We start from the raw sequence: 12692 nt of genomic DNA, 5'->3' as shown, positions 1-12692 counted from the left end.
CCCCCCCCCCCCCCCCCCCCCCCCCCCCCCCCCCCCCCCCCCCCCCCCCCCCCCCCCCCCCCCCCCCCCCCCCCCCCCCCCCCCCCCCCCCCCCCGGCCCTGCCTAGGGGAGGGGGCGCAGCAGGAGTCTGTTGTCGGTGGTTGTGGCGAAGATGCCGGTGGTGGTGGCGGCGATTGCGGTGGCTTGAGGGGCGGTGCCGATGGGGTGCCAGTCGACGTTGGAGAGGACTGGATCCCGGGTCCACAGGGCGCCGTCTGAGGTGCGGCAGTAGAGGTGGCCGGCGGCGGCTGCCATGGAGGTGACCGAGTTGGCGTGACCGATGAGGGTCCAGTCGACGTTGGTCAGGGCCGGGGAGCGGACCCAGAGTTCGTTGGACTTGGTGGCGCAGAAGAGGTTGCCGTTGAGGGCTGTCATGCCGACGACTTCGTTGGCGTGGCCGATCGGCGTCCAGTTGACTGTGACGGGTGTTGCCTCCCGGGTCCACAGCCGGTTGTCTCGGGTGGCGCAGTACAGGCGTCCTCCGGTGGCAGCGAGCGCGACGACGTCGTACGCGTGTCCGATAGGTGTCCACGGCACGTCCTGGGTGACGGCTTCACGGACCCAGAGGTTGCTGTCGCCGGTGACGGCGAACAGTTGCCCGTCCATGGCCGTCATGCTCGTGACGTCGTTGGCGTGGCCCACGGGCTGCCAGCCGGTACCGCCCGGCGACGACAGTTTCTCGATCTGCACGAAGAGGGAGTAGACGCCTCGCAGGTACGGATCGTCGGTGTAGCGCAGTTCGACGATGCCGGTGCCGTAGCCCTGGAGGTTGCTGCTGCTGAGGAAGTCCGCCGTCTCCGTGTTCAGCGCGATCGTGGTCGGATTGAAGAGGAAGCCATCGGGGTTGCTGGGATCTCGATGGAGTCCGACCGGACGCCGCATGGGCTTGCCGAACGGCGACCACAAGCCGGCCAGGCTTCCGACTGTCTGGATGCCGAGGGACACGGCGTCGAACACCGGCTTCGCGACGGGCCAGATGTTGCCGAAGATCTCCTTCGCGCGCTGACCGTATTGAGCATCGGTCTGGACCTGCCAGTCCAGCCAGCCGTCCATGAAGCCGGCGCCCGGGTCCCACTCCCACAGCGTGGGCGTGAGCATCACCATGTCCTCGCCCTCTTCGAGTTCGCCCTCCCAGATCGTGTACGGCGGATAGCGCAAGGTGTTGGGAGCGCCCGTTCGCAGCCACGGGGTAGCTCCCGGGAACCTGTCGCCACTGACGATCCCGCCATAGCTGGTTGCCGAGCCGACCTGGATCCGGTTCGGACGGTTCCAGGCGTCGCCCATCAGTTCGCTCTCGCTGTCGAAGTTCTGCAGGACGACGCCGCCCGCGTCGACCACCTTGACGTTGACATCGATGAACACCTCGTCGTGCCAGCCGTCCGCGTTGAGCGCGTCGTCCCAGGTCTCGTTGCGGCACCAGAAGCCGTTGATCGTCGCGCGATACCTCGCCGTAGCCATGATGAACCCCCATAGGTCGAAGCGATTGCCTTGTCGAAGAACGTATTCACGGCGAGCAGTTGCGGCGTCCTGCGCGACGCATCATCCCGGCGACCGACAGCTGCGCGTACGGCGAGCGCCTGGTCGTAGTCACACCAACCACGACGGATGAGGACGACCACGACTTCAGATGGATCCCGTACGTCGGCCGGTCGCCTACCGTTGTGGGAATGGGGACCAGGCGGATCCTCGATCTCGGCATCGGTGCAGTGGCCGCGGGGTGGGCGGTGTTCTACCTGGCTCCGGCCCGGCCGGTCTGGTGGGTTGCGGTGCTCGCGGCGCTGGCGGGCCTCGCCGGCGGGTTGTGGCGGCGACCCGCGCTGTCACTTGCGGCCGCGTTGCTCGCCGACACCGCAGTTCGGTTCCCGATCGGGTGGCTGGAGGCGGTGCCGGACGCCGATGAATGGAACGTGGCGATGTGTGTCATCACCGCGGTATCGCTGGGCGCCTTCACCAAACCTGGGATAGCGGCGGCCGGCGTTGTCACGTTGGGATTGTCGGTCAACCTGGCGGAGTGGCCGGACGGACTGTCGGAGGATCTGTTCTGGCCGGCCATACCGCTCGCGGGCGTCGCGATCCTGGCGCACGTTGCAATGCGATCGCGCCGGGCAGCGGCGTCGCAGCACTCACGGGCAGCGGCGTTGGCCTCGACGAGTCCAGAGGAGGCGGCACGGATGGCAGTCGCTGCCGAGCGAGCACGGCTCCTTGGCGATGTGTACGACGTACTCCGGACGGCGATCGAGTCGATGCGAGCCAACGCCCGCGCCGCGCAGACCTGGCCGCCGGCCACTGGAGCCGCCCGCGCGCGAGCTGTGCAACACGACGGCCGCGCGGCGATCACCGAGCTGCGCCGACTACTCGGCCTCCTGCGGGACGCCACTCCGAATCCATCGACCCAGTCACCGAGCGAGGCACCGCCGGTCTCCGCCGGGTTCCGAAAGGTCGACGTCCTCGTGGCTGGCTGCGTTGCGGCCTTCGCCGGCATCGAGTTCTGGTTGTGGCCAGGCGACTGGGAGCCGGCGGGACCGCCGCCAACACCACTGGCTCTGACTCTCTCGGCGATGGCGGCCGCAGCGATCGTGCTGCGGCGCGTGGATCCTGGTGTGGGCGCCGCCATCGCCGGCGTGCTGCTGGTCGTGGTTGCAGTCGGCGACCTCCCCTTCTACTTCGGTCTCGCCTACGTCGTGACGGCCGTGACGCTGACCTGGTCTGCGATGGGTACGGCGCGGATTCGGCAGGTGGTGGGAGTTGCGATCCTGTTTGCCGCCGTGTGCTGGTACGGATTCACGACCGCGTCGACCAATGTCGATCTGGTCCGGGAAACGATCTTGGCGACCGCGGTCGTGTCGCTGGTGACCGCCCGACATCGGTCGGCGGCCCGACGAAGCTCAGCGGCGGCCGAACGCCTGGCCGCAGAACGGCGTGAGGCGACCGAGCTCGCAGTCCGGGCCGAGCGTCTGACGGTCGCCAGGGAGTTGCACGACGTCGTCTCGCATGCGGTCGTGGTGATGACCGTGCAAGCCGGCGCTGCCGAAGCGCTCTTGCCGACTGCCCCGGCAGCGGCTGGGCACGCCTTGGACCTGGTCGTCGGCGTCGCAACCGCCAGCTTGGACGAGCTCGACCGGCTCTTCCACGCGGCCGGGGCCGGGTCAGCATCCCGCGATCTCTTTGCCCTGGTACGGCGTATGCAGACCGGGGGACTGTCAGTCGAGTACTCGATCCCGCCTGACCCGCTGCCGGGACCAGTCGCCTACCGCGTGGTCCAGGAGGCGCTGACCAACACGCTCCGCCATGCGCCGACCGCGACTGTCCACCTGACCGTCAGCTCCGCGGCGGGCCAGACGACGGTCGAGGTCGTCGACGACGGACCCGGACCGTCCTGCACCGGGCCTCTCAGGGGCTACGGCCTGATCGGTCTGACCGAACGGGTCGAACACTCCGGTGGCACGATCCGCACCGGCCCCGGACCCGGTGGGCGCGGGTTCCGCGTGCTTGCCCGAATCCCGACCGAGACAGCGGAGGCACCGTCATGACAGCACCGGTGAGGGTCTTGCTGGTCGACGATCAGGACCTGGTCCGCGGCGGGCTCGCGGCAATTCTCAGCGCCGATGCTTCGGTGGAGGTGGTTGGCGAAGCCGACAGTGGACCAACCGCGGTCGACCGTGCGGTGGAACTGTGTCCCGACGTGGTGCTGATGGATATCGAGATGCCGCAGGGCGACGGGCTCACTGCCACGGCCGCGATCCTCAACCAGTGTCCGCAGGCCAAGGTCCTGATGCTGACCACGTTCGATCTGGACGAGTACATCTACCAAGCGCTGCGGGCCGGCGCTTCGGGATTCCTGCTCAAGACCACCCCGCCGACCCAACTCGCCCGCGCGATCCACGCGTGCGTCGCCGGCGAGACCCTGTTGTCGCCGAGTGTGACCCGCCGGCTCGTCGAAAGCTTCGTACGGCGCGAGCCCGCCGCGGACGCTCCGAGCCTCGCCACGCTGACAACGCGGGAGCTCGACGTACTGCGCGAAGTCGCCAAGGGAAAGTCCAACGCCGAGATCGGCGCCGCCCTGTTCCTGAGCGAGCCCACCGTCAAGACCCACCTCACCCACATCCTCGCCAAACTCAACCTCCGCGACCGAGTCCAGGCCGTGGTCCTCGCCTACGAATCCGGCATCGTCGAACCCCGAAACCCCTGAACACGTGGAGGACCGCGTCACGGGTCTTTGGTGGGTCGGAGGAAGTGGGGTGGCTCGCCGGTGAGGGCGGCGGTGGAGGAGAGCCAGGCGGCGGTCTGGGCTGGGTATCTTCGTTCGATCTCGGCGAGGAGAAGCTGACGAGCTCGCGCCGCAGTCACCGCCTGGAGGTCACTGCGTCGACCGCACTCCGGATGGTCGACCGCCTGATCGCCGCCCGTCACCCGGCGGCGCGAACTGGTCCAGGCCCTGGAAGCCTTCGCGACCGCGGCCGACGACCGGCCGTGGTGGCCGAAGCCGCCGGCCGCCTCGGTTGGTGATCCGGGCCGCCTGAGGCGGCGGAGTTGGGGTCTGGACCCCATGGTTTGGGGTCCGTGGGGTGCGAAGACTGGTCTCGAGGCGGCTGCCGGGTGGTGGCGGTCAGGGAGGTCAGGGTGAACAGTGTCGGGGCGTTGGGTGAGATTGGGCAGGATGTAGCGATGCGGGCCGGCGACATCGCTGTCGGTCTGCCGACTGTCACGATGGACGATCCGGTGGTGAAGGCCGTCCGGTTGATGGCGGTCGGGCGGATGCCGGGGCTGGTCGTGGTGGATCAGCGTCGGCGGCCGTCGGCGGTGTTGCCGGGTTCGCAAGTGCTGAAGCTGTGTATTCCGGCAGCCTTCCAAGAGGATCCGATGCTGGCGCGGACCGTGGACGAGTCGTCGGCGGACGGCTTCTGGCGCGAGCTGGGCGCGTTGACCGTGGGGGACTGCCTGCCGAACCCTCCGGCTCGCCCGGCCACGGTGACGGGGGACGCGACGTTGCTGGAGATCGCCGCGTTGATGGCGCGGATGCGGAGTCCGTTGGTCGCGGTGATCGGTGCCGACGGTGTCCTGACCGGTGTGATCACGCTGGATCGGTTGCTGACGAGTCTGGCGGTGGCCGGGTTCGGTGACCAGTCGCCGGGGTGATGTGTGAGGCCGTTCGTTGCGTTGGGCATCTTCGGGCTGGCGTTCTTCTACATCGCGACAGAGAAAGCGAACAAGATCAAGGTCGTCCTGATCGGTGCCGCGGGCATGCTTCTGCTCGGCCTCGCGCCGGGTACGGAGGTGTTCTTCTCCGAGCACGAGGGCATCGACTGGAACGTCATCTTCCTGCTGCTCGGGATGATGATCGTGATCGGGATCATCAAGCAGACCGGCGTCTTCGACTATCTGGGGATCTGGGCGGCGAAGCGGTCGCGGGGTGAGCCGTACCGCCTGATGGTGATGCTGATGATCATCACCGCGGTCGCCTCACCGTTCCTGGACAACGTCACCACGATCATGCTGGTTGCCCCGGTCACCATCGTGATCTGTGAACGGCTGTGGATCCCGCCACAGCCGTATCTGATCGCCGAAGTGCTCGCGTCGAACATCGGTGGTGCGGCGACGCTGATCGGTGATCCGCCGAACATCATCATCGGGAGCCGGGCGGGGCTCTCGTTCAACGACTTCCTGGTGCACATGACCCCGATCGTGGTGATCGTGTTCGTGCTGTTCGTCATCCTGTCGCGATTCCTGTTCCGCAAGAGCTTCCGGTACAACCCGGAGCAGGTCGCGGCGGTCCTCGCGCTGCAGGAGGGGCGTGCGATCCGGGATCCGGCGCTGCTCGTGCGGTGCCTGGCTGTGCTCGCCGTGATGATCGCGGGGTTCGCGCTGCACTCGGTGCTGCATCTCGAGCCGTCGCTGGTCGCGCTCATCGGCGCCGGCGCGATGGTGCTGGTGTCGCGGGCCGACGTGCCGGAGGTCTTGCGTGAGGTCGAGTGGTCGACACTGGTCTTCTTCATGGGGCTGTTCGTCATGGTCCCGGGGCTCGTCCACACCGGCGTGATCGGTGCGATCGGAGACTGGGTGGTGGCCGCGATCGGCGACGAGTACCTGCTGGCGGCGACCGCGTTGCTGTTCGGCTCCGGCATACTCGGGGCGTTCTTCGACAACATCCCGTACGTCGCCGCGATGACTCCGGTGGTCGAAGGAGTGGTCGAGCAGGCACCCGATCACCGGACCGGGCAGTCGCTGTGGTGGGCGTTCGCGCTCGGTGCGGACTTCGGCGGCAACGGTACGGCGGTTGCCGCGAGCGCCAATGTGGTTGCCCTCGGCATCGCATCGCGCAGCGGCCATCCCATCTCGTTCTGGCAGTTCACCCGGTACGGCATCGTGGTGACCGCGCTCAGCATCGGACTCGCCTGGGTGTACGTATGGCTGCGCTACTTCGTCTGACCCGAAGCGGCCCGGAGCAGGCCGACGGTCAGTTCGACATGGATCCGTTCGATGCGCAGCGCGATAGTCCGTACGCCGGGGACCGGAATCTGCTCGAGCACATCGCCGTACGACGGCAGCACCGCAAGCGATCCGAGGTCACTCCGCCGGATCAGCGTTGCGAGGGTTCGCTCGGCCTCGTCGGTCGCGAGTTGCAGAGGTGTGGGCGAGAACTGAGCAGCGAGTGCCGGATCGACGATGCGGAAGGTGGCATCGGCGGCGAGCCGGACCTCGGTGCCGTCGGCGGACCGCCCGCGGACGACCAGTGGCACTTCGACCGCGTTGCGAGTGAGCAGGGACGACGGGCTCGGGCTGCGGGGAGCCGGCGAAGGTACGCCACATCGCGGACCTCGTCCAGCGTCGTACGAGCAGTCTCCTGGACCTCGGCCAGCTCGCCTCGCACGTCGGCCGGCACCTTCGGCGAGAGCTGCTTGAGGCTCAGCAGTACGGCGGTCAGCCCTTGACCGATCTCGTCGTGCAACTCCCGGGCGATCCGATGGCGCTCGGCCTCCTGTGCGGCCAGAGCCTTCGCGTTGCTGGTCCCGCGCTCCGTCTCCAACCGCTCGATCATCGCGTTGAAGCCACGCACCAGTTGGCCGACCGCGCCACTCTTGGACTCCGGCAGCCGCCGGCCGGGACGCTGCAGGTCGACGGTCTCCATCAGCCGGACCAACCGGTCGAGTGGTGCGAGACTCGTCCGCAACAGCACCGCGTTCAGCGTGACGATGCCGATCAGGCCGAACAGCAGCACCACTGCTTCCGAGACCAGGACGGTCGCGGACACGGTGATCGGCGCGAGGGCCAGAGCGACGGTGCCTGCGATGAACATCAGACCGTTGATCAGGCAAACCCGCCAGTCCAACATCCTGCAGAAACTCGGGATGCGCGACCGCACCGAGCTGACCCGTTACGCCATTCGCGCCGGCCTGATCGAACCCTGACGGTCGGGAGTCAGCTGGGGTTGCCGACAGTGTCGATGCCGGCGAGGGATCGCGGAGAAGCGTTCGTCGTCATGATGATCGGGTTCCGTGGAGCTTCTGCGTCAGTTCGCGCAGGGTGCCGGCGAGGATGGCCAGAATGGCTGCGGTCGAGATCGCCAGAATCGTCCAGGCGACGAGCTTCCAGCCGTCGAAACCGAGGCCGGCCGCCCAACGGACCCCGATGTTGCCCAGCACCGCGAGCGGGAAGGTGAAGACCCAGTGCTGGGAGCTGAACGGCAGGCGCAGGTAGTCGGACACGAAGAACAGCTGGATCAGCAGGGTGAACAAGGTGATGCCACCGAGCGCGGCCTGCAGTTGGTCGAGCTGCCCGTGCTTGATCGCGAACCACGCGAGGCTCGCCGTACCAGGCGGCGACAGGAGGATGGAAAGGACCGGCTTGAAGGGCGGAGGCAGCGGTGTGCCGAAGAACAGCCGACCGGTGATGACGGCCCCGAGGAGCAGCCAGAAGTAGATGCCGACACCGAACACCGCCACGGCTGCACCATTCTCAGCGACGGCGGCGAGTCCGATGGCGGCGATGAACGGCCCGGCCACGACCGGAAGGAAGTAGCCCGGATGCAGGGCGTCCTCTTCGAGGGGAGCGTTCAGCCAGTGCGCCATCAGCGCGGCGGCGTTGATCGCCAGTGCGGCCACGGCGGCGTAGATCAGCCACCGAGCAGCCCCGCCGAGGTCGGGCGTGTAGTGCGCGACCAGCAGGATCGCGATCACCGGGATGTAGGCGGTCAGTGGGCCAAACAGTGGATTACGCAGATCGCCACCGAATCTGCCCGAGTCATGGCGTACGGCGCCAACCACATAGCTGACCGTGAACGTCGCCCAGACGATCGCCGACGCCGCATAGGCAAGCTCGGTGGGCACGGTCGACGCCCCCAGGAACTGCGCCGCCGCGTGCCAGGCACCGCCGAGCCCGGCAAGGCCCAGCGGGATCGAGAACAGGGCGATCGGCAGCGTCCGCGCCGACATCTCGGAGGTACCTGCGACAGGTGCTGCGGCTGTCAGGTCTGTGGCGCTCATGTCGCGTCCCTCTCGATGGGCAGTGGGATCACGATCACTCGATGGGCAGGTGCGTCGAACCAGTGAGCCTCCCTGGCCCGGACCCTGGCGCGCGCTGTTGTCAGTTCCGCTTGGCTGTTGGGGTGGGGCCAGGTAGTACTTGCCGCAGTTGCCGTCGCGTGGTGACGCCGAGCTTCGCGAACACCTTGCGCAGGTGCCATTCGACCGTGCGGGCGCTGATGAAGAGGATCGCGCCGATCTCGGGGTTCGTGAGTCCGTCCGCGACGAGTCTGGCGATGTGGGCTTCCTGTGTCGTGAGGGTGACGGGTGCCTCGATGGTTCGCTTGAGGACGGTCTCTCCGGTCGAGGCGAGTTCCTTGCGGGCGCGTTCGGCGAACCCTTCGATGCCCAGGGCGCTCAAGGTCTCGTACGCCGTGCGCAGCTGGACGCGGGCGTCCTTCCGACGGTCCTCGCGGAGCAGCCATTCGCCGTACCGGAGCTGTGCTCGCGCGTGCTCGACGCGAAGCGTGGTGGTCGCGAGTCGCTCGCTCTCTTCCTGGTAGCAGTCTTCCGCGGCCGGTCCGGTCCGCAGGAGCGCGTTGCGTCCGGCCAGTACGCCCAGGGCCGCTTCTGTGCCGCTGGCCTGCGCGAACGAGGAGAGCTGCTCGAGTGCATCCGCGGCTTCGTCAGTGTTCCCACTGCGTACGCCGGCTTCGACAAGCTCGGCCAGCGCCCATTTGGGCGGCCCGAGCTCCAACGGTGAGGCTGCCCCGGTCCGGGCGGCGTCCAGCGCGTCGTCGTACCGGCTGAGGCCGTTGAACATGATCGCGCGGAACCAGCTGACCATGTTCAGACCGACGCCTTCACCGCGCAGCCCGATGTCCTTGAGGATCTTGGTGAACTGGACCTCGGCCAGTGACGCGTGACCGCGGACGGCCTTGAGGCTCACATCGCCGTACGGAATCATCGCGTTCTCGCCGCCGGTGACTTCCGCGACCCAGTCGGCCTCCGCGACCAGGGACTCGGCCTCGGCCAGGTCGCCGCTGTAGAGGTCGTAGATGATCCGGCTGTTGAGTGCCACGGGCAGGACGCTGAGCGCGCCGATGTTCCGGATCGCGTCGAGGTGGCGCCGGGTCAGGACACCCCAGTTGGCGTCGTCCCAGAGGTCCGTCGCCGCACACGCGGCCAGCCAGGCGAAACGGACGGCCTCGTCCATCGTCAGCTCATCGCGGCCGAAGGCCCCCACGACGTCGAGCAGGTCGGGTGCGGCCGCCGGGTATCCATCGGTGTACAACACAGCGATGTCTTGGAGGAGCCGGTCTGGCTTGGTCGCCGCCGCGGGCAGCTCAACACGACGCATCGCTTCGGCCACCTGCTGCATCCCGGTGTCGGGCCCGGAGGCCAGGCGGCCGGCGAACATGGCTGCGGCGAGAGCGTCGAGGTAGGTCTCCCGGGCCAGCTTCGGATCGGTCGCTTCCAGTCGGCGCGCGGCGTCCAGGAGCATCGGCATCGCCTTGTTGCCGTGGTGGGAGTAGTGCGAGATCTGGGCGTACTGAAGCTGGACTCGCGCATCCTCGGCCTCGTCGAGCGGTCCAGCCTGAGCCGTCGCCAGTAGGGTGAGCGCATCTTCGAAGGCGCCCGAGGCCGCCTTCGCCTGGGCGGCGGTCAGCGAACGCCGTGCCCGTCGGGCCGGGTCGGGCGTGAGGGTCGCCGCCGCCTCCAGGAAGGCGGCCGCGGCCGCGAGCCCGCCGCGGCGTTGAGCGCGGTCGGCGGACTGCTCGAGCTCGGCGGCGACGCTTTCGTCCGGCCCCGCGACCGCGCGGGCGCGGTGCCAAGCGCGGCGGTCCGGGTCTCGGTCCGGGTCCGTGACCTCCGCGAGAGCCTGGTGGGCGATGCGGCGTTCCTGGACGTCCGCCGCGCGGTAGACGGCGGATCGGACCAGGGGATGGCGGAACTCGACCCGGTGGCGCAGTTCGAGCAAACCCGCACTGTCGGCTGCTTGCGTCGCGACGTGCCCGATGCCGAGCCGCTGCGCGGCGCGTCGCAGCAGGTCGACATCTCCGACGGGTTCGGCGGCCGCCAGCAGGAAGAGCCGACGGGACTCCTGGGGGAGTACGTCGAGTTGACGCAGGAACCCATCCTCCAGGCGGCTGACCAGGTTGGTGTCGCCGGCCGGCCCGAACGTCAGCTCGGTGGAGGACAGCTGGCGAGGCAGTTCGAGCAGAGCGAGCGGGTTGCCGTGGGACTCGGCCAGGACCTGATTTCGGACCCGGTCGTCAAGCCGGCCGACCATGGCCGAATCCAGCAGCGCGGTCGCGTCACGAGTGGCGAGCCCTGGCAGCACGAGCTCCGGCAGTCCGGTCAGCTTGGGCTGCTGATCCGTCGTACGGACTGCGAACACCATCGCTATTCGTTCGGCCCTGAGCCTCCGGGCGACGAACTCGAGGGTCTGCGCGGAGGCATGATCGAGCCACTGAGCGTCATCGATCACACAGACCAGTGGCTGCTCCTCGGCCACGTTGGACAGCAAAGTCAGGACGGCGAGCCCGAGCACAAACCCATCTGGTGGGTTGCCTGGCCGCAGCCCGAACGTGGTCGCCAGCGCGTCGTTCTGCGGCGCCGGCAGCTCGTCGAGCCGGTTGAGGAAGGGAGCACACAGTTGGTGCAGGCTTGCGAAGGCGAGCTCCATCTCCGACTCGACGCCGGCCGCGCGACTCACCCGGCAGTCGGTGGCGTGATCGAGCAGGAACTGGAGCAGCGCCGTCTTCCCGATGCCGGCCTCGCCGCGCAGGACCAGCACTTGGCTGTGACCTTCCTGCGCAGACCTCATGAGGCCGCTCAGTACCTCACACTCGCTGACCCGCCCCCGCAAACCTGACACCACCGCCATGGCACACCTTCCCGGACGATCACGACACCCGGGGAAGGGCGGTGGGGGGCCGTCCTGTGTACCTTGCCACTGCCCTAGGGAGCCAGGAAAGTGCTCAGAGCCGTGATCATCGCGGCGGGGGCCTGCTCGGCGACCCAGTGCCCGGCGCCGGGGATCACCAAGGACTGCACATTGACCGCGGCGGGCGCGATTCCCCCGGCCGCGGCGGGACCCCAGCTGTTCGCGCCGCCGATCCCCAGCACCGGAATCGTCAGTTTCTCGTCCTGGCGCGCTCCGTTCTGCTGCAGGATGGCGTCCCAGGCACGGTAGAGGCCGAAGCTGGCGCGCAGGGTGTTCCGGTCGCGGGTGTACAGCTTGACGTAGTACTCGATGGCGTAGTCCGGCAGCGTCGCTCCGCCGCCCTGGATCGAGTACTCGTAGCGGTAGTAGGCATCCGCGTTGCTCTTGACCATGTCCACGATGAGTTCGTCGTTGACCCGGTTGAACGGAATGTGCCAGAGCTTGTTGTTGAGGAATTCGGGGATGAACAGCGGTGGCGGCGGGTTGTTCGGGTCGACCACGCCGGGCGGCCCGGGGATCTCGGCGACGACCAGGCGGTCGACCCGGTCGCGATGGTCGGCGGCCAGCGCGTAGCCGATGATGTAGCCGGTGTCATGACCGGCGACGGAGAACCGCTGGTGGCCGAGCTTGGTCATCAGAGCGGCGAGGTCGTTCGCGAGGGTGGCCGAGTCGTAGCCGCTCCTGGTCTTCTCGGACAGCCCGATGCCGCGCTGGTCGACAGCGATGACGGTGAAGTCGCGAGCCAGCGCCGGCATCAGGAAGCGCCAGGCGTACCAGTTCTCGGGCCACCCGTGCACCAGCAGGAGTGGCGGGCCGTCACCGCCGACGACGACGTGCTGCTGGATGCCGTTGGCCTGGACGAACCGGCTCTTGAAGGTCCTGGTGAATCCGGCGGGGAGCCTGGGAGAGGTGGTGACCGAGCCGAAGCCGTCCGGCACAGTTGCGGGGGCTGCGGACGCGGTCGACGACGCCCAGCTACCGACTACCGCCATTCCAGTGGCGGCCGCAGCGGTACCGACGAAGCCGCGGCGGGAGAACGGGCGCGACGGCAACCCGTCGCTGCCAGGCTGTTGTGAGGGCGAGTTGCTCATCGCGAAACTCCTTTGAACAGGGGAGAGATCCGACATCCCCGAGCCTTGCCGAGGCTGGTGATCCCTTGCGCCAGTGCGTTTCCTGGTCGCCGCCCTGGTCCCGTCCCTGGCCGGGCCATTGCACGGTGGCAGGTGGAATGGCAGCGTGAGGG

Annotated in this window: 11 protein-coding genes; 4 read left to right on the top strand and 7 right to left on the bottom strand. The window is 68.3% G+C overall.

The window, feature by feature from the left end; genetic code table 11:
• Nucleotides 1–103: 103 nt before the first annotated feature.
• A complete protein-coding gene (locus tag ACZ3HV_RS13000; RefSeq protein WP_465683851.1) occupies nucleotides 104–1498 on the bottom strand; it encodes a hypothetical protein in 1395 nt (464 codons plus the stop codon).
• A 209-nt stretch (nucleotides 1499–1707) separates the two neighbouring features.
• On the opposite strand from ACZ3HV_RS13000, the gene ACZ3HV_RS12995 reads away from it, so the two are divergent.
• Both ACZ3HV_RS12995 and ACZ3HV_RS12990 read left to right on the top strand, forming a co-directional pair.
• Complete coding sequence (locus ACZ3HV_RS12995) at nucleotides 1708–3570, top strand: sensor histidine kinase (RefSeq protein WP_465683849.1); 1863 nt, start codon at nucleotides 1708–1710, stop codon at nucleotides 3568–3570.
• A complete protein-coding gene (locus ACZ3HV_RS12990) occupies nucleotides 3567–4229 on the top strand; it encodes a response regulator (protein ID WP_465683847.1) in 663 nt (220 codons plus the stop codon). Before ACZ3HV_RS12995 ends, ACZ3HV_RS12990 begins: the two co-directional genes overlap by 4 nt.
• Nucleotides 4230–4246: 17 nt before the next feature.
• On the opposite strand, the gene ACZ3HV_RS12985 is transcribed toward ACZ3HV_RS12990, so the two are convergent.
• Entirely contained in the window at nucleotides 4247–4588 is a 342-nt protein-coding gene (locus tag ACZ3HV_RS12985) for a hypothetical protein (RefSeq protein WP_465683845.1), read from the bottom strand.
• 72 nt (nucleotides 4589–4660) lie between these two features.
• Here ACZ3HV_RS12985 and ACZ3HV_RS12980 point away from each other — a divergent pair, with 72 nt between their 5' ends.
• On the top strand, nucleotides 4661–5176 hold the full coding sequence (locus tag ACZ3HV_RS12980) for a CBS domain-containing protein (protein WP_465683843.1): 516 nt from the start codon (nucleotides 4661–4663) through the stop codon (nucleotides 5174–5176).
• A 3-nt stretch (nucleotides 5177–5179) separates the two neighbouring features.
• Nucleotides 5180–6466, top strand: a complete 1287-nt coding sequence (locus ACZ3HV_RS12975; RefSeq protein WP_465683841.1) for an ArsB/NhaD family transporter — start codon at nucleotides 5180–5182, stop codon at nucleotides 6464–6466.
• On the opposite strand, the gene ACZ3HV_RS12970 is transcribed toward ACZ3HV_RS12975, so the two are convergent.
• The 5 genes from ACZ3HV_RS12970 to ACZ3HV_RS12950 all read right to left on the bottom strand — a co-directional run bounded on the left by ACZ3HV_RS12970 (nucleotide 6454) and on the right by ACZ3HV_RS12950 (nucleotide 12540).
• Entirely contained in the window at nucleotides 6454–6588 is a 135-nt protein-coding gene (locus ACZ3HV_RS12970; protein ID WP_465683840.1) for a hypothetical protein, read from the bottom strand. The two genes, ACZ3HV_RS12975 and ACZ3HV_RS12970, sit on opposite strands and share 13 nt — an antisense overlap.
• Nucleotides 6589–6617: 29 nt before the next feature.
• Entirely contained in the window at nucleotides 6618–7334 is a 717-nt protein-coding gene (locus tag ACZ3HV_RS12965; RefSeq protein WP_465683838.1) for a HAMP domain-containing sensor histidine kinase, read from the bottom strand.
• A gap of 181 nt (nucleotides 7335–7515) precedes the next feature.
• On the bottom strand, nucleotides 7516–8520 hold the full coding sequence (locus ACZ3HV_RS12960; protein ID WP_465683836.1) for an SLAC1 family transporter: 1005 nt from the start codon (nucleotides 8518–8520) through the stop codon (nucleotides 7516–7518).
• 100 nt (nucleotides 8521–8620) lie between these two features.
• The gene (locus tag ACZ3HV_RS12955) at nucleotides 8621–11389 is read right to left on the bottom strand and encodes an ATP-binding protein (RefSeq protein ID WP_465683835.1); all 2769 of its coding nucleotides are present in this window, start codon (nucleotides 11387–11389) and stop codon (nucleotides 8621–8623) included.
• A gap of 74 nt (nucleotides 11390–11463) precedes the next feature.
• Nucleotides 11464–12540 carry an alpha/beta fold hydrolase gene (locus ACZ3HV_RS12950; protein WP_465683833.1) on the bottom strand — a complete coding sequence of 359 codons (1077 nt, stop codon included), beginning with the start codon at nucleotides 12538–12540 and terminating at the stop codon, nucleotides 11464–11466.
• Nucleotides 12541–12692 lie beyond the last annotated feature (152 nt).

The organism is Kribbella sp. NPDC020701, assembly GCF_055562215.1.
Note: the sequence above shows the minus strand (reverse complement) of the source record. Positions and strands in the feature narration are given on the sequence as shown.

What these genes read in the sequence shown, in the direction of transcription:
- ACZ3HV_RS13000 (WP_465683851.1), bottom strand. Translation starts at nt 1,498, where the DNA reads ATGGCTACGGCGAGGTATCGCGCGACGATCAACGGCTTCTGGTGCCGC.
- ACZ3HV_RS12995 (WP_465683849.1), top strand. Translation starts at nt 1,708, where the DNA reads ATGGGGACCAGGCGGATCCTCGATCTCGGCATCGGTGCAGTGGCCGCG.
- ACZ3HV_RS12990 (WP_465683847.1), top strand. Translation starts at nt 3,567, where the DNA reads ATGACAGCACCGGTGAGGGTCTTGCTGGTCGACGATCAGGACCTGGTC.
- ACZ3HV_RS12985 (WP_465683845.1), bottom strand. Translation starts at nt 4,588, where the DNA reads ATGGGGTCCAGACCCCAACTCCGCCGCCTCAGGCGGCCCGGATCACCA.
- ACZ3HV_RS12965 (WP_465683838.1), bottom strand. Translation starts at nt 7,334, where the DNA reads ATGTTCATCGCAGGCACCGTCGCTCTGGCCCTCGCGCCGATCACCGTG.
- ACZ3HV_RS12960 (WP_465683836.1), bottom strand. Translation starts at nt 8,520, where the DNA reads ATGAGCGCCACAGACCTGACAGCCGCAGCACCTGTCGCAGGTACCTCC.
- ACZ3HV_RS12955 (WP_465683835.1), bottom strand. Translation starts at nt 11,389, where the DNA reads ATGGCGGTGGTGTCAGGTTTGCGGGGGCGGGTCAGCGAGTGTGAGGTA.
- ACZ3HV_RS12950 (WP_465683833.1), bottom strand. Translation starts at nt 12,540, where the DNA reads ATGAGCAACTCGCCCTCACAACAGCCTGGCAGCGACGGGTTGCCGTCG.